The sequence below is a fragment of the Serratia sp. BIGb0163 genome (assembly GCF_024809935.1).
Lineage (GTDB): Bacteria > Pseudomonadota > Gammaproteobacteria > Enterobacterales > Enterobacteriaceae > Serratia > Serratia quinivorans.
This window is the reverse complement of sequence record NZ_JANUDZ010000001.1, coordinates 2,121,964-2,141,372: the sequence shown is the minus strand read 5'-3', so window position 1 is coordinate 2,141,372 and position 19,409 is coordinate 2,121,964. Positions and strand designations below refer to the sequence as shown.

General features: G+C 57.6%; 16 protein-coding genes and 1 riboswitch. Of the genes, 4 read left to right on the top strand and 12 right to left on the bottom strand.

Annotated elements, in window-relative coordinates; all coding sequences use genetic code 11:
• Nucleotides 1-15: 15 nt before the first annotated feature.
• The 7 genes from M2406_RS10240 to tenA all read right to left on the bottom strand — a co-directional run bounded on the left by M2406_RS10240 (nt 16) and on the right by tenA (nt 8,382).
• A complete protein-coding gene (locus tag M2406_RS10240; RefSeq protein WP_012145848.1) occupies nt 16-933 on the bottom strand; it encodes a bestrophin family protein in 918 nt (305 codons plus the stop codon).
• A gap of 118 nt (nt 934-1,051) precedes the next feature.
• Complete coding sequence (locus M2406_RS10235; protein WP_012145847.1) at nt 1,052-2,512, bottom strand: AMP nucleosidase; 1,461 nt, start codon at nt 2,510-2,512, stop codon at nt 1,052-1,054.
• Between the two features lie 153 nt (nt 2,513-2,665).
• Entirely contained in the window at nt 2,666-4,969 is a 2,304-nt protein-coding gene (gene opgB, locus M2406_RS10230; RefSeq protein WP_259189830.1) for a phosphatidylglycerol--membrane-oligosaccharide glycerophosphotransferase, read from the bottom strand.
• A gap of 264 nt (nt 4,970-5,233) precedes the next feature.
• A complete protein-coding gene (locus M2406_RS10225) occupies nt 5,234-6,169 on the bottom strand; it encodes an ABC transporter substrate-binding protein (protein WP_112362480.1) in 936 nt (311 codons plus the stop codon).
• Nucleotides 6,170-6,185: 16 nt separating this feature from the next.
• The gene (locus tag M2406_RS10220) at nt 6,186-6,953 is read right to left on the bottom strand and encodes an ABC transporter permease (protein WP_259189829.1); all 768 of its coding nucleotides are present in this window, start codon (nt 6,951-6,953) and stop codon (nt 6,186-6,188) included.
• Nucleotides 6,950-7,705 (bottom strand): ABC transporter ATP-binding protein, encoded by a 756-nt coding sequence (locus M2406_RS10215; protein ID WP_259189828.1) that lies wholly within the window; start codon nt 7,703-7,705, stop codon nt 6,950-6,952. The genes M2406_RS10220 and M2406_RS10215 overlap by 4 nt, the downstream gene beginning before the upstream one ends.
• Nucleotides 7,702-8,382 (bottom strand): thiaminase II, encoded by a 681-nt coding sequence (gene tenA, locus M2406_RS10210; RefSeq protein ID WP_259189827.1) that lies wholly within the window; start codon nt 8,380-8,382, stop codon nt 7,702-7,704. Before tenA ends, M2406_RS10215 begins: the two co-directional genes overlap by 4 nt.
• 62 nt (nt 8,383-8,444) lie before the next feature.
• A riboswitch (TPP riboswitch) is annotated at nt 8,445-8,547 on the bottom strand.
• A 170-nt stretch (nt 8,548-8,717) separates the two neighbouring features.
• On the opposite strand from tenA, the gene M2406_RS10205 reads away from it, so the two are divergent.
• The 3 genes from M2406_RS10205 (at nt 8,718) to gap (ending at nt 11,882) form a co-directional block, all read left to right on the top strand.
• The gene (locus M2406_RS10205; RefSeq protein ID WP_012145841.1) at nt 8,718-9,740 is read left to right on the top strand and encodes an LLM class flavin-dependent oxidoreductase; all 1,023 of its coding nucleotides are present in this window, start codon (nt 8,718-8,720) and stop codon (nt 9,738-9,740) included.
• A 77-nt stretch (nt 9,741-9,817) separates the two neighbouring features.
• Nucleotides 9,818-10,792, top strand: a complete 975-nt coding sequence (locus tag M2406_RS10200; protein WP_012145840.1) for a GlxA family transcriptional regulator — start codon at nt 9,818-9,820, stop codon at nt 10,790-10,792.
• A 79-nt stretch (nt 10,793-10,871) separates the two neighbouring features.
• Nucleotides 10,872-11,882: a type I glyceraldehyde-3-phosphate dehydrogenase gene (gene gap, locus M2406_RS10195; RefSeq protein ID WP_012145839.1), complete on the top strand. Its 1,011-nt coding sequence runs from the start codon at nt 10,872-10,874 to the stop codon at nt 11,880-11,882.
• A 48-nt stretch (nt 11,883-11,930) separates the two neighbouring features.
• Here the strand turns inward: gap and M2406_RS10190 are convergent, their stop codons facing one another.
• The 4 genes from M2406_RS10190 to M2406_RS10175 form a co-directional block, all read right to left on the bottom strand.
• Complete coding sequence (locus M2406_RS10190) at nt 11,931-12,719, bottom strand: inositol monophosphatase family protein (RefSeq protein WP_112362475.1); 789 nt, start codon at nt 12,717-12,719, stop codon at nt 11,931-11,933.
• 24 nt (nt 12,720-12,743) lie between these two features.
• Nucleotides 12,744-13,805, bottom strand: coding sequence for an ABC transporter ATP-binding protein (locus M2406_RS10185; protein WP_259189826.1), 1,062 nt, complete (start codon nt 13,803-13,805; stop codon nt 12,744-12,746).
• Nucleotides 13,802-16,027 carry an iron ABC transporter permease gene (locus M2406_RS10180; protein ID WP_259189825.1) on the bottom strand — a complete coding sequence of 742 codons (2,226 nt, stop codon included), beginning with the start codon at nt 16,025-16,027 and terminating at the stop codon, nt 13,802-13,804. The genes M2406_RS10185 and M2406_RS10180 overlap by 4 nt, the downstream gene beginning before the upstream one ends.
• 108 nt (nt 16,028-16,135) lie before the next feature.
• Nucleotides 16,136-17,164, bottom strand: a complete 1,029-nt coding sequence (locus M2406_RS10175) for an ABC transporter substrate-binding protein (RefSeq protein WP_112362473.1) — start codon at nt 17,162-17,164, stop codon at nt 16,136-16,138.
• A gap of 219 nt (nt 17,165-17,383) precedes the next feature.
• Between M2406_RS10175 and M2406_RS10170 the strand changes: the two genes are divergently transcribed.
• The gene (locus tag M2406_RS10170) at nt 17,384-18,424 is read left to right on the top strand and encodes a LacI family DNA-binding transcriptional regulator (protein WP_172491191.1); all 1,041 of its coding nucleotides are present in this window, start codon (nt 17,384-17,386) and stop codon (nt 18,422-18,424) included.
• Between the two features lie 434 nt (nt 18,425-18,858).
• On the opposite strand, the gene M2406_RS10165 is transcribed toward M2406_RS10170, so the two are convergent.
• Nucleotides 18,859-19,323: a GNAT family N-acetyltransferase gene (locus M2406_RS10165; RefSeq protein ID WP_259189824.1), complete on the bottom strand. Its 465-nt coding sequence runs from the start codon at nt 19,321-19,323 to the stop codon at nt 18,859-18,861.
• Nucleotides 19,324-19,409 lie beyond the last annotated feature (86 nt).

The window sequence follows — 19,409 nt, the reverse complement described above, 5'->3', positions numbered from 1 at the left end:
TCAGGTCGAACTCGATTAGCTGAGTTGGTAACGGCTGTCCGGCTGGGTGGCGGCGGGTAAATCCGTCTCGTCATTCATTTCGCGCAGGTTGATCTCAATCGCATTGCACATGGCATTGAGCGGCAGATCGTTGGCGGCGGTGCCGAACGGATCTTCCAGCTCTTCTGCCAGGGAGTCCAGCGAGATAAAGGTGTACGAAATAAATACCGAAACCAGCGGCGTCATGTAGTGCAGATCCGGCACCAGCGCGAAGGGCAGCAGGGTGCAGAACAGGTAGACGGTGCGGTGAACGATCAGGCTGTAGGCAAAGGGGATCGGCGTATTGGCAATGCGCTCGCAGCCACCGAGGATCTCCGACAGCCGGTTAAGGTTCTGGTCAATGCTATGAAAAAGTACGTCTGACAACTGAGCCGATTGCCGTTTCTCGCCCAGCCATTGGCCCATCATCAACAACAGTCGGTTGCAGGGGGAGGCGCTGTTTTTAATGGCCAGCAGGTCGGCATTGGGCAGCAGGCGCTGCAGATCCTCGCTGCTATCGCTGCCGCGCAGTTGGTGTTTCAGACAGTAGCTAAATGCCATCAGCAGGGCGGCAAATTCACGCGCTGCCTGATCTTGTTGCGGTAGCAGGCTTTTTATCTGCCGCAGCAGCGAGCGTTGAACAATTAACAACCCTCCCCACAGTAACCGAGCCTCGGTGAAACGCGCATAGCTGACGCTGTTGCGAAAGCCAAGAAAGATAGCGATCGCCACACCCAGCAGGCTGAAGGGGGCTAGCGTGAGTTTGACGCCCAGGTGTTCGTACCACTGAAAACACAGTACCGCGACAATTGACATCGCCACGTTAAGGCTAAGACGAAACAAAATTTTGGAGAGCACCGAACCGTGCCAGACGAAAAGCCGTCTGAACCAGTGTTGCTGAGGTCTGACAATCATAGGAGTGATAATGACTGGGGGATGGAAGCCGCTGTTGTAACAGATTTACGGTGTGTTCATCAACGGTCTGGGCGTTAAAAGTTAAAAAGCCCGCATCGCGGGCTTTAGCCATCCGCCGTTAACGGAACGGCGGTTCGTTAAAGGTACGCAGCTTGCGGGAATGCAGCCGATCGCCCTCGGCGCGCAGCAGGTCGATAGCGCAAATGCCGATCTGCAGATGCTCCGAGATCGCGCCTTCATAGAAGCGGTTGGCCTGCCCGGGCAGTTTGATTTCGCCGTGCAGCGGTTTGTCGGACACGCACAGCAATGTGCCGTAAGGCACCCGGAAACGGTAACCCTGAGCGGCGATGGTGGCGCTTTCCATGTCCACCGCCACGGCGCGGCTGAGGTTAAAGCGCAGCGCCGAGGCCGAGTAGCGCAACTCCCAGTTACGATCGTCGGTGGTGACTACCGTGCCGGTACGCAGGCGCTGTTTGACCTCTTCGCCGGGCATGCCGCTGACCATTTTGGTGGCGTCATACAGCGCGCGCTGCACCTCGGCAATGCTGGGGATTGGGATGTCCGGCGGCAGTACCGAATCCAGCACGTGATCGTCGCGCAGGTAGGCGTGGGCCAAAACGTAGTCGCCAATCGACTGGCTTTCGCGCAGGCCGCCGCAGTGGCCGATCATCAACCAGGCACTGGGGCGCAATACTGCCAGATGGTCGCAGATAGTCTTGGCGTTGGACGGGCCGACGCCGATATTGATCAGGGTGATGCCCTGGCCGGTACGAGAAATCAGATGGTAGGCCGGCATCTGGTGGTTCTTCCAGGCCAGGTCGGACACTGCCTGGTCCGGCGCGGTGGTTTCCGGCGTGATATAGATGCCACCGGCGCTCGACAGCGCAATGTAAGGGCTGGCCGGATCGGCTATCTCGGCGCAGGCCCAGCGGACAAACTCATCCACGTAGCGGGTGTAGTTGGTGAACAGCACGAACGGCTGGAAATGCTCTACCGGCGTGCCGGTGTAGTGCCGCAGCCGCGCCAACGAAAAATCGGCCCGCAAGGCGTCGAAATGCGAAAGCGGGAAGGTGCTGGTGGCATGGAACAGGCCGTCGGCGGTTTCATCGCCAATTTGCGCCAATTCGGTGGTGGGGAAATGCTGTGCCAGGCTGGCGCTCATGGAGCGATCCAGCATCAGGTTGGAGCCGTCAATCACGTAGGGGAAAGGAATTTCCTGCTGTGATGGCCGCACTTCGATATGCGCATCGTATTCACTCGCCAGCATGGTCAGTTGTTCGGTCAGATAGTGGCGAAACAGCTGCGGGCGGGTAATGGTGGTGGTGTAGCAGCCGGTATGGGTGAAACGGCCATAGGCGCGGGTTTTGGTCTGACCGGGCGATTTTCCATCCCAACTGACCCGCAGTTCTGGGTAAACAAACAGCCCTGTGGCGCGGGTCTGCGCGTCGGGCAGCCCACCGTGATTGATAAAATCCCCAACCGCCTGGCGCAGCGCTTCAACCGAGGCTTCGTACAGCGCTTCCAGTTGTTCGATCGCCTGAGCGGGGGTGAGGCCGGTGCCGGATTGCTGACTGCTCATACTCTCTCCTTGGTTCTCCCGGCTATGCGACGGGAGGCATACGGATGCCAATATCAATTCACAGCAACAGGTTAGCCGAAGACGGGCGTAAAATCTTTATTGAAGGGGAAAAGAAAACGCAGCGGCATGGCGTCTGCCGCTGCGGTGTCGCGATCAGGATGCGGGGGCGGCCTGTTCCACTTTCAGCGAGACCAGGCCAATGCCCAGTTTTTTCGGCGTAAAGCCGCCGCTGGCGCCTTCCTGTGGCTCGGTCGGTGCCGGTGGTGTGATCCGGATGTTCTGCGCACCGCCAGGGTTATCAAAGCGTAGCGTCACGGTAGTGTCCTGCTCGGTGAGCGTCACAAACTGTTCCTGGTCACCGACACGTACCGAAATTGGTTCGCCAACGTTTTTACCGTAGGCGCGGGCGCGCAGCACCAAATCAAAGGCCGAAGGCAGTGGGTCGACGTAGTCGATGTTCACCGTCGGTGCCAGATTGGCGTCCGACCAGCGGCCCCAGTCCTCGACGGCGGCAACACCGGTAATCGCCTTAACCTGTTCCGGCATGCCCGGCAGCATAAAGGCAATGGCATCTGCGTGATATTTAACCGCCGCATCGTCCACTTTCAGCCGCTCGACGGCATTTTGATATGCGGCCACGCTGTCCCCTTCGGGGCTGCTAAAGTTGACCTTGCCACGATAGTTGCCCCCTTTGGCCTGCACGATGTGCGGTGGGGCGGCCAGATTGCCTGAGGCAACGCAGGTCTCGGTACTCAGCGCCAGTTCAGGCGCCCACACCCGGCCAATTTCATAGCACTTGTCGACCCAGACGAATTTTTCACCCGCACCCAAACCGGCGAGCTGTTTTTTCAGCGGTGTGGACAGATAGACGTTAAACATCGGCTCAATTTTATTGTCCGTCACCTTCAGGATAAACGGCACCTTAAAGGTGATGCCAGAGAAGCTAAAACGGCTGCCCTGATTGTCCAGATTAAAGTTGCTGATGCTGTTGGGGAAGCCCCATTGTTTTACCACCGCCGGTTTCCAGGCGTTGATTTTCTCATCGATATTCAGAAATACGGTAGCCAGCGTCGGACTGGACAGGCTGCTGCGCCCAAGGCCAATGTAGTTATCGCCGCCCATCACGTCCAACACCGTGGCACCGTTGTCCAGCGTGCTGCGCTTCTCGTTATGCAGCGCGGTCTGTGGGTGGGTGCCGTCGATAATAAAGAACAGATTGCGGCGTTTCTGCTTGGTCAGAATGTCATAAGCGGTGTTGTTCATCGCCAGGTGATCCGAAGACACCACGATAACGGTATTTTTGAAGTACTCGGACGCTTTGATTTTATCGATCAGCGCCGCGATATGTTGCTGGCTGCAGGCCACCGCGCTTAGCGAGCGGTTTTCTTTGTTCTGCCAACTGAACGACTTTTTGCTGCAACTGGCGGAGATAAAACCGTCCGGGTGATGGGTGTCGACGGTCAGCGCAAACAGCGAGAACTTTTTATCCTGTTTCGACAGCTCGACAAACTTGTCGAACACCAGATCCAGCACGGTATCGTCGTACCAGCCCCAGTCATTTTTGTAGCTCGGATCGCTGACCTGCCCACGCAACTCCTTGAAGCCATACGCATGGTCAAAACCGTGCGATTTCAGGAAGGTATCTTTGCCGGCGAAGGCCAGTTCGGCACCCTGATAAAAGTAGTTGTCGTAACCGGCGGATTTCAGCACGTCACCCAGGCAGACGTTTTCCGGATAAAAGGTGGAAACGGCGCTGGAGGCGTTGCCGTCAAAGGGGGCAAACAGTGGGATACCGCACTGCGAAGACACCATACCGGCAATGGTATAGCCGGTGCCGGGCAGCTGTTGGGTATTGCTGAAATCGATACTGTTTGCGCGGTGCTGGTTCAGTTCGTCGGTCAGGCCGGGGAAGAGATCCGCATCCAGATAGGTTCTCTCCAGGCTTTCGGCATAGATATACACCAGGTTCGGCGCTTTACTCTGCATGCTCTTTTTCGGGGCTTTGTAATAGGTATCAAAGTCGGCGGTGTCACCGCTAATCTGGCTTCTGACCAGCAGGGAGATATCCTGAAAGGCCGGGGTGGTGCCGACAGAAAACAGCGCCAGCAGCACGGCGAGCACGCTATAAACCACGCTGCTGCTTTTTGCCTTGCGCCGCACCAGGCTCCAGGTCAGCACGCTGAAGATCAGCGCCAGCACCGCCAGCAGGCCGATAAACGGCAGCAGGTATTTGCCAACGCCGGCACCCTTCAGGCTGCTGGTGAGGGTGTAGAGCACCGCATCGGTAATGCCATCGCCGGTAAAGTAGTTACTGGCGATCAGCACCACGTTAAGGATCAGATAGCTGCCCAACAGCGTCAGCAGGGCGGCCAGCCACCAGCGGTTGGCGGCGGCTCGGGTCCGGTAGATGAGAATTGAGGCTAAAAAAAGTGCAAACGAAATTAATGCTGAAACCATCCACCGTACCCTGTCTGATTAAAAAGAAAATCTTAACTGCTCTGACAAACGCTATCGAGCCGCGCACAGCGCGAAAGAGGAAGGGTATAGCGCATTGAAAGCACCAGGGTCAATGCGTGTTTGCATTGCCTCGCCGCGGCAGAGTGCGATTGGCGTTTTTTGTGACATTACTGTGACACTAATCACGTCTGAGAGCCGCAGAGCGCAAAATAGGCCCTCTCCTTGGAGAGGGTCAGGGAGAGGGGAAACAGACCAACGCGCCCTTTAAGGCAACTCCACCGCATACTGCTCTACCGGAGTGATTTTTTTGATCAGCTTATTGTCGAACAGGAACTGTTCATAGGCCTGATAGCGCGCTTTATCCAGCCTGGCCGGATCGCGGGCGAACAGCGGCAGGCTGGCCTGCCAGGCCTGTTTGTTCAACTCGGTATTGAGTTCCGGATGGGCCTTGGCGAACGCCAGCCAGCTTTCCTGTGGGTGAGCCTGCAGGTAATCGTTGCCTTTTTTCAGCGCCGTGAGGAATTTTTTGATTTTCGGCTCGCCCACCGCGTCGCGATTGGCGACGATAATCAGTTCGTCGTAGGCTGGCACGCCGTAGTCTTCCACGTTAAACACCACCGGATCCTTGCCCTGCAACTTTAGCTCCAGCGCCTCGATATTACGATATCCGCCAATCACCGCATCAACCTGACCTGCCAGCAGGGCGCTGGTCAGTTGGAAATTAACGTTGATCAACTTACCGTCGTCAGGGTTGAGGTGTTCATGCTTGAACATGGTTGCCAGCGTGGCCTGTTCGATGCCGCTGACCGAGTAACCGATCTTTTTGCCCTTCAGCCCTGCCGGGGTGGTAATGCTTTTATCCAGCGTAATTACGGTATTGAGCGGTGAATTAATCAGGGTACCCACGCGCACCAGCGGCAGGCCCTGATCGGCAAAGAAATGCAGCTGCGGCTGATAGGTGATGGCCAGATCGGCCTGTTTTGCCGCCACCAACCGTGGTGGTAGCGCCGGATCGGAAGGCGGCACAATCTTGACGTCCAGGCCTGCGGCCTTGAAGGCACCGATCTGCTCGGCCACCATAATCGGCGCGTGATCGGGGTTGATATACCAGTCGAGCACCAGCGTCAGTTTTTCTGCGGCGGTAGCTTGCCCGGCCAACGTGGTGCAGAGCATCAGTCCGCAGAGGGTTTTATTAATCATTGTGGATCCCTTGTTATCAGTCATTTTCCGGCGCCCAGTCGATCAGGCGCAGCAGCAGTGCGTCCACCGTCACCCAAAGCAGGACGGTCATCAGCACCAGAATAAACAGCGCGGCAAAACAGACGTCGGTCTGCATGCGCGCGTTGGCGTTCAGCATTACGTAACCCAAACCTTCCGCCGAGCCGACCCATTCGCCGATGATCGCGCCGATCGGGGCGACGGCGGCGGCCATGCGCAGCCCGGAGCCAAAGGCCGGCAGTGCCGCCATCAGCCGCACGTGCCGCAGTTGCGCCCAGGGAGAAGCGCGCAGGGTGCGGGCCAGATCGAGATAATCGTTATTGACCCGGCGCAGTCCGTCGAAGAAGGCTGAGGTAACCGGGAAGAAGATCACCAACACGGCCATCACCACCTTGGCGCTCATGCCAAAACCGAACCACAGCACCAACAGCGGGGCCAGTGCAAACACCGGGATAGCCTGACTGGTTAGCACCAGCGGCATTAGCCAGCGTTGCAGCCGCGGGGAATAAATCATGCACAGCGCCAGTACGGCACCGAGCAACACCCCGGCCAGCAGGCCGCAGGCGATCTCTGCGGCGGTGATCAGCGTGTGGTAACCGAGGTAAGCCCGGTCGTTCCACAGCGCCTGCGCGACTGAGGTGGGCGAAGGCAGCAGAAAAGCCGGAATATCACCCAGAGTGACCAGTCCCCACAGCAATAGCAGGCCGGCAAACACCGTCAGGCTGCGGCGCATCCGCGACAGACGGTTTTCAATCTGTGGTTTCATCCGGCGGCCCTCACCAGTTGCAACAACAGCTCGCTCTGGCTTTTTAGCAGTTGAGGATCGTCCGGTGCGCGCGGCGGCAAACCTTCGATAACATGGCTATCGTCAATACCGGCGGGATAGCGGGACAGTACCAGCAGGTGATGGCTGAGACGGCAGGCTTCCATTGGGTCGTGGGTAATCAGCAATACGGTGTGCTGCGCCAGCAGTTCGGCGGCCAGTTGCTGGATCATGGCGCGGGTAATGGTGTCCAGCGCCGAGAAAGGCTCATCCATCAGCACAATCGGCTGGCGTTCATACAGGGTACGGGCGATGGCGGCGCGCTGGCGCATGCCACCGGACAGCGCAGCAGGCAAGGCATTGCCATAGCCACTCAGCCCCACGCGTTCCCGCAGGTGTTCCGCCCAGGGCCGATCGACCTTTTCACCGCGCAGCCGCGCGCCGAGGCTGATGTTCTGGTCAATGGTCAGCCACGGATAGAGCAAATCCTTTTGCCCCATATAAGCGATGCGCCCGGCAATCGGCAGGCCGTCACTGCCGGTAACAGAACCGGAGGTGGGTTTTTCCAGCCCGGCAATAATCTTCAACAGGCTGGTTTTCCCCGCGCCGCTGGCGCCGAGCAGGGCAACAAAACTGCCGCCTGCGATATCGAAGCTCAGTCGCTCGAAAATCACCTGCTGACCAAAGCGCAGGGTTAAATCCTGCACCTGAATACCCGGCCGAACGCCATGGTGTTGCGCGTTGCCTATACTCATTGGGCATTCAGCCCCATTTGCCAGAAGGCAGATTCCAGTCGGGTGGCGGTGGTGAAAATCTCTGACAGTTCGCCCAGGCGGCTTTCTGCACCGCGCTGACGGCCGACGTTTTCCAGCAGATCGATAGCGGCCTGCACCCCGGCCAGATAGCCCGGATCGCCATAGTTGCGGATCCACGAGGCGTAAGGGTTGCCCTCCATCACCGTGGCAGGGTCGCCCAGCAGCCGCAGGCCAATCTCGGCATAGCCGGCGACGCAGGGCAACAGCGCCGCCAGCAGGTCGAGAGCGTCCCCGGAGTGGCCGATATCGAGTACATAACGGGTGTAATTGAGGGTTTCTGCGGCTTCTGGCTCGGCGGCAATCTGCGGCTCGCTGAGGCCCCAGTCGGCGCAATAGGCCAGATGCAAAGGCAGCTCGGCGACAATCGCATTGAGCGAGGCGGTGGCCGTGCGCATCTCCGGCAGGGTGCGCAGTTTGCTGACCAGCAGGGCGTAAGCGCGGGCGAAGTGGATCAGGAACAGATAGTCCTGGGTCAGATAGCGGCGGAAAGCAGGTTCGGGTAGCGTACCGGCGGCCAGTTGCTGAATAAAGGGGTGAGCGACATAGTCCTGCCAGTGGTTACCGGCGCGCAGGCGCAGTTGTCCGTAGAGACCGTCGTCGAATTGGGGAGTAAACATGGGACCTCCAAAAGTGAGTGGAGATCCGGGCGCGCTGAGGTATGAACAGGCAATGACTGATAGCGTTATTGCCGACCCGTCCCTTCGCTGGCATGACCCAGATCAGGTTCAAAGGGTTCGGCTTGCGCCATCTCAGCCCATTACAGGACACCCCTCGGAGGAGCCTGTTATACGATATTTACTTTTTGATTACAATGTTTGGGCGGGGGGAAGCCTGGAGGATTTTCTCTGCCAAAAACGGTTCGTTTAGTGCGGTCGAAGACAATTTTTCTGGCCTGACAGGGGGCATATTTGTCACTGTAATCCGGTCATAATTGAACCTAAGGACACCACCCATGAAGAAAATTGGATTTCTCTCTTTTGGCCACTGGACGCCTTCGTCACAGTCGGGCACCCGTTCGGCCGGCGATGCGTTGCTGCAATCGATCGACCTGGCCGTCGCGGCAGAAGAGCTGGGGGCGGATGGGGCCTATTTCCGCGTGCATCACTTTGCACGCCAGCTTGGCTCGCCATTCCCGCTGTTGGCTGCCATCGGTGCCAAAACCCAGCGTATTGAGATTGGTACCGGCGTGATCGACATGCGCTATGAAAACCCGCTGTATATGGTTGAAGACGCCGGAGCCGCCGACCTGATTTCAGGCGGACGCTTGCAGCTTGGCATCAGCCGCGGTTCTCCCGAGCAGGTGATTGATGGCTGGCGATACTTTGGTTACACGCCTGCGGACGGCGAGACCGAAGCCGATATGGCCCGTCGCCACACCGAAGTGCTGCTGGACGCGCTGCGCGGTGAAGGGTTCGCCGAACCCAGCCCGCAGCCGATGTTCCCTAATCCTCCTGGCCTGCTACGCGTTGAACCCTTCTCTGCCGGGCTGCGGGATCGTATCTGGTGGGGGGCCAGCTCAGACGCCACGGCAGTTTGGGCCGCGAAGCTGGGGATGAACCTGCAAAGCTCGACGCTGAAAAACGACGAAACCGGTGAGCCGTTCCACGTGCAGCAGGCCAAACAGATCCGCGCTTATCGCGAGGCCTGGAAGCTGGCAGGACATAAACGAGAGCCGCGTGTGTCGGTCAGCCGCAGCATTTTTGCGCTGATGAACCAGCAGGACCGCAGTTACTTCGGCAATAGCGGGCAGGAGGGCGATCAGGTGGGCTATATCGGCGATCAGACCCGGGCGATATTCGGCCGCAGTTATGCCGCCGAGCCGGAGCTGCTGATCAAGCAACTGGCGCAGGATGAAGCCATTGCCGAAGCGGACACCTTGCTGTTGACCGTGCCAAACCAGTTGGGCGTTGAGTATAACGCCCATGTGATTGAGTCGATCCTGAAGCATATTGCACCGGCGCTGGACTGGCGCTGATAAGTCGCGTATCGAAAGCCTGCCAGCCTCTCCGGTGGCGGGCTTGACTTATTTTGCTCATTTTGTATTTTAAGGACATGCATACCTTTCTGATTATCGTCCCCGAAGGGGGCATGTTATTTGAGTCGGCAGGCATCGCCGACATCCTGATGCAAGCCAACCGCTTGAGGCCCAACGACGCTCCGCTCTACCGGATGGCGATCGTCACCACCCAATCTCACCGGGTGGTGCATGGGTCGTCCGGCTTGAATCTGTTGGCCGATCATCGTCTTTCAGATCTCGACCCAGAGCAGGAACGCGACACCATCATAGTGACCGGAAAAGGCGCGACCGAGGAAGAGAGTGCCTATGTTGTCGACTGGCTACGGCGTGCCGCACCCAAGGCGCGGCGTATTGCGTCGGTTTGCGGTGGGGCGTTGCTGCTGGCCGAAGCCGGTTTGCTGGATGGACGCCGTGCCACCACCCATTGGCGATTACTGGAAACCTTGCAGACTCGTTTCCCAAAAGTGCAGGTCGAAAATGGGCCGTTGTACGTGCAGGATGGTTCCGTCTGGACTTCGGGCGGGGTCAGTTCCGGCTTCGATCTCACCCTGGCGCTGGTGGAGGACGATTACGGTTTTGTTCAGGCGCGTGAAGTGGCGCAAGATCTGGTGATGTTCCTGCGTCGGCCTGGTGGTCAGGCGCAGTTCAGCCGTTATCCTTTAAATCAGGCTAAAACCCCTGGCCCAATCCGCGATCTTCAGTCGTGGATCCTGGAGAATCTGGCCGCAGACCTTTCCGTTGAGCAGTTGGCGGAACGGGTTGCCATGAGTCCGCGTAACTTTACCCGGGTGTTCACGCGTGAAACCGGTATTTCCCCCGCCAAATTTGTTGAAGAAGGGCGTTTATATCTGGCCCGGCAACGCCTGGAGCAGAGTGCGGAAGGTATTGAGCAAATCGCCATCAGTTGCGGGTTTGGCAATGGCCTCAATCTGCGGCGCGTTTTTGAGCGGCATTTGCAACTCTCACCTACCGAGTATCGCGAGCGTTTTCATTCCCGCATGTTGGCCTAAATTGATCTGCAAACGTCATTTACGACACTGACCTCTCCGGTTTAGATTGGTGACAGAGCCAATAATGAAGGAGTAGATCATGGTCAAAGTAGGCATTAATGGATTCGGCAGGATCGGCAGGAACGTGTTGCGCGCAGCGTTAGGTCGCAGCGACTTTCAGGTTGTGGCAATCAATGATTTGACCGACAGCAAAACCCTGGCGCACCTGCTGAAATACGATTCGCTTTCAGGCACTCTGGCAGCCAGCGTCGAAGCCGGTGAGAACCAGTTGCTGCTCGATGGTCGGCCGATTCATGTTTTCTCTGAAAGAGATCCGGCTGCCATCCCATGGAGCAGCGTGGGTGTTGAGGTGGTGATTGAGGCGACAGGCTTTTTCACCGACAAAGCCAAGGCCGAAGTGCACATCACCCAAGGCGGTGCCAAGCGAGTCATTATCTCGGCACCGGGCAAGGACGATGATATTACGCTGGTGCTGGGCGTTAACCATCAGCAATACGATCCGGCCAAACATTTTGTGGTCAGCAACGGCAGTTGTACCACTAACGGTCTGGCCCCTGCCGCCCAGGTATTGCATCAGGCATTCGGTATTGAATACGGTCTGATGAATACTACCCATGCCTACACCAATAGCCAGGCACTGCATGACCAACCGGAAAAAGACCTGCGCGGTGCCCGTGCCGCAGCGGAGTCGATTGTGCCTTATTCCAGCGGTGCCGCCAAAGCGCTCGGCAAGGTGATCCCGGAGCTGGACGGTCGACTGACCGGTTACTCGCTGCGGGTGCCGGTACCGGTAGTGTCTATCGTGGACTTAACGGTCACGCTGAAACGTGAAGTGACGGCCGAAGAGATCAACGCGGCTTTCCGCCAGGCCGCCGAATCCGGTCCTCTCAAGGATATTCTTGGCTATAGCGATGAGCCTTTGGTGTCCAGTGATTATAGAGGCGACCCGCGTTCGTCGGTGATTGATGGGCTTTCCACGCTGGTGATTGGCGGTAATTTGGTCAAGATCCTCGCCTGGTACGACAACGAGTGGGGCTTCTCTAACCGGCTGGTGGATCTGGCGGTTCTGATGGAAAAACGCGGTTTGTAGAAGAGTAGGGGCGCTGCATGCTGCGCCCCTGTAGTGAACCCGGTCAAATTACAGTTGCGCGATCTGCATTAAATCTTGTTTGGCCCCTGGCGCGACCGCCAGCACCGGCCCGCCGCGCAGCAGATGTTCCCCGTCGGTATTAAACGGATGGGTCCAGCCACCGGCTTCATTAACCAGGCAGTAACCCGCCAGACAATCCCAGGCGTGCATATAAGGCTCGTAATAACCCACCAGTCTTCCTGCGGCGACCCAGGCCAGCATCATGGCACCGGAACCGTTACGGAAGAAATTGCCGCCCACCGCGGTGATCGCGGCAGCTATTTCGCCAACGCGCTCGGGCGTTACATAGCTGTTGGCACCAAAACCGGTGACGTGGTTTTGCATGGTGCGCTGTGGATCCACCCGCAGCGGTTTGCCATTAAGCGTGGCACCTGCACCGCGTGCCGCAACAAAGCACTCTTGCTGACAAGGGGCGACGATCACCCCGATCACAGGCTCACCCTGATAAATAACCGCAATCGATACACACCAGTTCGGCATACCGTTAACGAAAGGGCTGGTGCCGTCGATCGGATCTACCACCCAGGTGTAGCCAGAGTCACCCGGCTGCAGGCCAAACTCCTCCCCCAAAAAACCGTCGTTCGGGAACTGCTGGGCGATTTTCTCGCGGATCAGCAATTCAACTTCGCGGTCGGCAATTGATACCACGTCCTGCGCATCGCGTTTGGTTTCAATCACCAGGCTTTCGCGGCGGTTAAAATAGTCCAGCGCTTTGTCGCCGGCCGCTCGCGCCGCCTGCTCGGCCAGCGTCAGGCGTTGGGAAATCAGCTCATTCATTTTAGCTCCTTAATATTTTGCGGCTTACTGGGCAATCAGCGCCAGCCCCTGCGATTTGAAATCAATGGCCACGCGAGTGGTCGGCGTCAGCTGGCGTTCCATCTGCACATCGACAATAAACAGCGCGCCGAGATCGGTCTTCACTTCATATTCGATATGGTCCCCCAGCCAGGCGCTATGGGTTACTTCGCCGTTTAATGCCCCGGTCTGCTCTGGCTGCAGGGTAATAAACTGTGGCCGCACCGAAAGCTGGGCGGCGCCGGGGCGGGCTTTAGCGCCCGGCACCCGGTACTGACGGCTGCCGAGGGTGATCAGCGCCTCGCCGTTATCTACCCGCTCAATGTCACAAGGCAGAATATTGGCCTCGCCCATAAAGTCGGCGATAAACACCGACGCCGGCGAGTGATAGAGCTCCTGTGGCGCACCCTGTTGGGCAATATGCCCTTCTTTCATGACGATAATCTTATCGGAGACCGCCAAAGCCTCTTCCTGATCGTGAGTGACATACACGGCGGTAAAGCCAAGGCGCTGCTGCAAGTCGCGGATCTCGGTGCGCACCCGGCGACGCAGCCGTTCGTCAAGATTGGATAGGGGTTCGTCGAGCAGCAGCACCTGGGGTTCTAAAACCAGCGCACGCGACACGGCAATGCGCTGCTGCTGGCCGCCAGAGAGTTCGGCGGGCAGGCGTTGGCCCATGTTTTCCAGGCCGACCAGCTTCAACCCCTCGCGTGCCCGATCCTGCGCCTCTTTACGCGGCAGACCGCTGGCGAGCAGGCCGTACATCACGTTGTCCAGCGCATTCATATGCGGGAACAGGGCGTAGGACTGGAATACCATAGCCACGTCGCGCTCATTGGCAGGCAGATGCGTGACTTCTTTGCCGCCGATCAGAATACGTCCTGAGGTCGGATGTTCCAGGCCGGCCAGCAGGCGCAGGGTAGTGGTTTTGCCGCAGCCCGAAGGGCCGAGCAGCGTCACCAGCGTGCCGGGTTCGACGGTGAGCGAAAGGCCGGGCAGGGCAGTGAAGTCGGCAAACTGTTTGGTGACGTTCTCAAACACCACCGAGCCGGAGCGAATGGCAGTCATAGGGCATTCTCCTGATGTAAGGCCGCGGGTGGCGTCACCGGCGGGGTAGCAGTTATTGCGCGGCGCAGGCGACGTTCGCCCACCAGCAACTGGAAGCTGAGGATCACCGCCAGCATCACCACGATAAGCACCGAGGAGTAGGCGATAGCCACGCCGTATTCCCCGTTTTCCACCAGCCCGACGATGTAGGAGGTGGCCATGTTGTACTGAGCGCTGACCAGGAAAATCACCGCGCTGATCGAGGTAATTGCCCGCACAAAGGCATAAACCAGAGCTGCGCTGATAGCGGGTTTCAGCAGCGGCAGGATCACTTTGCGCAGGGTGCGGAAACTGCTGGCGCGTAGCGTCAGCGAGGCTTCATCCAGGCTGCGATCCAGCTGGCTCATGGCGGCGATGCCACCGCGCACGCCGACCGGCATATTACGGAACACGAAGCAGGCCACCAGGATCAGTGCGGTACCGGTGATCTCCAGCGGCGGCAGGTTATACGCCATGATGTAACTGACGCCGATCACCGTGCCGGGGATGGCAAAACTGAGCATGAGCATAAACTCAAAGGTCTGGCGACCGGCAAACTTCTGCCGCACGATCAGCCAGGCAGTGAGCAGGCCAACAATGGCGGTAAGCGGCGCGGCGATCAGGGCAATTTCCAGCGTGGTCCAGAACGAGTTCCAGGCGACCCCGGTCCAGACTATCTGGCCGCTGTTCCACTGGAAACCGAAGGCGCGGGCGTAATGAGCCAGCGTCAGGCTGTTATCCAGCCCCCAGGACTGCACAAAACCGCCGATCAGGATCATGCCGTAGATCACCAGCGTGAATAGCCCCCAGGGGATCACCAACGCGTAAACGGCATAGCGCAAGCCGCGTGGCAGCCCGCAGTGGGTGCCGGAATCTCCTTTGCCGGTGACGGTGGCGAAGTTTTTTCCCGCCAGCCACAGGCGCTGCAAGATAAAGGCACTGAGGGTGAAGCACAGCAGGATGATCGCCAGGACGGCGGCGCGGCTTGGATCGTTTTGCGCACCGACCACCGAGAAGAAGATCTCGGTCGACAGCACGCCGTGGCTGCCCCCCAGCACCATCGGATTGCCGAAGTCCGCCATGCTTTCGATAAAGCTGATCAGGAAGGCGTTGGCCAGACCGGGGGCCATCAGCGGCAGTGAAACATAGCGGAAGGTACGCCAGCGGTTGGCGCGCAGCGTCTGTGAGGCTTCTTCCAGCGAGGGACTGACCCCTTCCACCACGCCAATCAGCACTAGGAAGGCTATCGGGGTGAAAGAGAGCACCTGCGCTATCCAGATGCCGGTCAGGCCATACAGCCATCGGCCTGGCTCGATGCCAAACAGGCTGGCGAGCAGTTCGGTAACCACGCCCGCGCGGCCAAACAGCAGCATCAGCGCCAGCCCAATTACAAACGGCGGCGTGATGATCGGCAGTACGGTCAGCAGGCGCAGCCCTTTTTTGAACGGCAGCGGCGTGCGGGTGGCGGCCAGCGCAAAAGCCAGGCCGAGCAGCGTGGAACCGCTGGCGGTCATCAACGCCAGGGTCAGGGTGCGCCAGGCGGTACCGCAACTGCCGCCTTTCAGGCAACCCAGGCTCCAGATGGCCGGATCCTGCATATTGGCGATCAGGCCGTCGGGTTTAAACGAGCCGTCCACGTCCTGTACCGAGGAGACAAACATGCTCAGAACCGGGTAGAGCACGAAAGTGGTGACCAGCGCGACCAGCAGCACGATGGCGGCCACCACAAAGGCATCCCCCTTCAGCACGCCGCGTTCGGCCAGCGCAAAAGAGAACAACAGCAAAAAGGTGGTGATCAGCAAAATGGCACCGGCGCCAAAGGCGGGTTGGCCGTCGCTGAGCGTGCCAAACAGCTGTTCGCTCCACTGCCAGTTCCAACCGCTGTAGCCGATGGCGTGGCCTTCAAACAGCAAAAATACGATGCCGACGACGCTGGCGCACATCAGCAGTTGCGAGCGCAGGCGGCTCACCGGCAGCAGGCGTGCCGGCGCGCAAACCAGCAGCATCAGCAGGGCAATCAGCAGCCAGGGGCGTTGAAAGGTCAGTATTTGCCACAGCGCGGGGGCACTGGCCTGATCCCGCCACAGCGTACTCAGCCAGCCAAAGTCGAAGAACCCGGCTTCCTGGCTGTACCAGGGCAGTAGCAATACGGCCAGTGCGCCCAGCACGAGGGCCCCGTCCAGGCGGCGGTTTTGAGCATTCATCGTAACCTCGAGAGTTCATATTTCCGTCACTGCGCTGTTGCACGGACGAGGATCTCCTCGCCCGGTTTGTTGCAGAGCGCTTCACATACGGCAGAAAAAGGAGGTGAATTATTGGGCGCTGGCGCCGATCTCTTTATCCCAGCGGCTGAGCAGTGCCTTGCGTTTTTCTGTCGCGCCGTAGGTTTTAAAGTCGTAATCGATCAGTTTGATGTTCTCAAAGCGTGGCGCATATTCGGAAATCGCCGCGTTACGATTTGACGGCAACTGGAAGGATTTGGCGTCTTTCATGTGCGATTGCGCATCAGCGCTGAGCGCCCAGTCGTACCACACCTTGGCCTCATTGAGGTTGCGTGCGCCTTTGACGATCGACATCGAACCAATTTCAAAACCTGTGCCTTCGCACGGGGCAACGGCCTTGATTGGGAAGCCATCGACCTGCATTGCGACGGCATCATGCATAAACACGATACCGACGGTGGTTTCGCCGCGTGCCGCTGCCTTCACCGGCGCCGAGCCGGATTTGGTGTACTGCGAGATATTGGCGTTGAGCTTTTTCAGGTAGTCGAAGGCCGGTTCTTCGCCCATGATCTGCACCAGAGTGGCGAGGGTGTTGTAAGCGGTACCGGAAGAATTTGGGTTAGCCATCTGGATCTCGCCTTTGTAGGCCGGGTCCAGCAGGTCGCTCCAGCAGGCAGGCACCTTGAGTTTTTTCTCCGCCAATAGCTTGGTGTTGTAACCCCAACCGAGCGCCCCGGCATAAACACCCACGGTGCGGTAACCGGCGCTTTCCGCCTGTTTACGCGCCCAGTCGTGCTGTTGATCAAGCAACGGGGATTTATAAGGCTGGGTTAACCCTTCGTCCGCGGCCTGCATATGCGGATCGCCAGTGCCTGCCCACCAAATATCGGTGCGCGGGTTACGGGCTTCGGTACGAATACGTGCGTAGGCTTCCCCGGCGGAGAGGCGCACCATACTGACTTTGATATCCGGATGCTGTTTCTCGAACAGATTGGTCATCTGTTCGCAGACCACCACATCGGCGGAGCAGATCATGTTCAATTTCCCAGCGGCGAAAACAGGTGAAGCAGAGAGTGCAGAGCCAGCGGCGAGGACCGCTATCAGAGTAACGCGATGCATGGTGTTCTCCTTGGTTGTGTAGGGTGGCGATACGTTGTCGCCTATTCTTTTTGCACGTGTGTGCAAATAACTAGAGGATAAAAATTGTGCTGTCAATCGCGCAATGAAACAATTCAACCTTCTCGTCACAAAAATGAAACATTTTTACCGATAAAAATTTGCACAGCTTTGCAAAGTGCGGCAAACTTTTCGCAGAGCAGAAAATGGATGGATATGAAGATGGCGGTGGACAAGGCGATGATCAGTGCGAAAGACGTGGCGGAATTGGCTGGAGTTTCCCGATCGGCGGTCTCGCGGACTTATACGTCTGGTGCCAGCGTGTCGGCGGCGACCCGCGAGAAGGTGATGCGGGCGGCTGAAGAACTGGGATATCACGTTAACCATTTGGCTCGGGGATTGGTACGTAACCGCAGCGGCATTGTTTGCCTGATCGTTTCAGAGTTGGCGACCCCTTACCGGGCCAGCCTGGTGCGTTTGCTGACTCAGCATTTGCAGGATGCGGGCAAAATAGCCATGTTGATTAACACCGATCGCTCCGATGACAGCGTCTCCCAGGCGCTGCAACAGGCGATAAACTTCCGGGCAGATGCCTCCTTTGTGCTATCCGGCATGCCCGACAGCGCCATTGCCCGGCTGTGTCACAGGCACGGCCAGCGGCTGGTGCTGATTAACCGTGATGACACCTTGCCCGGCTCACTCAGCATCCGGCTGGATAACGAAGAAGCGGCGGGCAGAGTGGTGATGGCGTTCGCCCGTGCGGGCTGCCAACGCATCGCTTTTGCCAACTCTTTGGCCGGTACGCCCAGCCTGATGGCGCGTGAACGGGGTTTTCTGCAGGCAGCTGAAGCGGCGGGGTTACCGGTGAGCGTCGAACGCTTCGGTACCACCTCCTATGAGAGCGGTCAGATCCTGGCGCACCGCCTGTTGACCCGGCGCGAGCGGCCTGATGCGGTGTTCTGCGTCACGGATTTATTGGCCTGCGGCTTTATGGACGAGGCGCGCCATCGTTTTGGGCTGCGTATTCCTGAAGATCTTTGTGTTGCGGGCTACGACGATATTCCGCAGGCGGCCTGGTCTTCTTACCATCTCACCACTTTTACCCAGCCGGTGGCGATATTTGCTCAGGATTCGGTTGCGTGGCTGGTGGCCGAAGAGAAGAAAGAAGAGAGCATGATGCCGGCACTGGGGCAGGAGATGCCGGGTGAAACCCGGCTGTACCATGCCGATTTTGTCTGGCGTGGCACCATTCGCGGGGCCTGAGTTTACTTCATTTCAGATTGTGCATGGCGCGTTGGCAGATCCGGCGGGCGGGTGGCTTTGCAGCCACTCCTGGCACCAACCCGTTCATGTGTTGGTCGTTCTACGATGTTCTCTGCATAGGAAGGAAGGGTAGCAAAAACGAGAATCAAAAATTCTGCTCGAAGCGAGATTGTGTCCAAAGGGCTCTGACAGTCTGCTATGTGCCAGGAGCGAACGTTACTTGTATCGTCGTTTGTTAGTTTATGGGGGGAGCTCACCCTGAGGTGCCTGTTAAACAAGTTGTGATAAACAGGCAGTTCTTAATTGCGAAAATGCAGAATGTAGTAGAAATCCTGACTCAAATGAGTTTTATGAGGCGCAGAATGACGAGGTCTTTGAAAAATTGATTATTTTCGGATTTTGGTTAGAACTCGTCCTAAATTTCCTGAAATGATTTAGTTTAAATTTTGAGACATATTGATGCCGGTAATATGAAAGCCATTCTTATGATAAATTGCTTTGGCTGAGGCATTCTCCGGAGCTACCCTAAGTCCGACTTCATCGATGTCCATTACTTTTAGCAATTTTTTCATTACGCACAAAGCCAAACTGCCGAATCCACGGCTGCGCCAATTAGGATAAATGTAGAAGTCACTTATCCATGCTGATGGCCTGGTGATCGACAACCACAGGTAGCCAATAACCTGCTCTGGTTCATCAAGCTGTTGAATACACCACAGATGATTAGCTGGGGTCGTAACACCTTTAGTCAACACTGTATCAATAGATTCTATGGCTTTGAGTAGTGCTTTTTCGGAGAGATATCCCCGATTTTTTTGAAGATCCTGCGCATATTCATTGATGAAAAGAGAACGATAATTTTCGAATTCTTCCTCATTCATATCCCTGAGAGTAATCATACTATCTTCCGGATTAGGTAGTTATGTGTTGAAGATATCACCTAGAAACTGTTTTTCAAGCTTCTCTGTTAAGGAATATTTTCTCT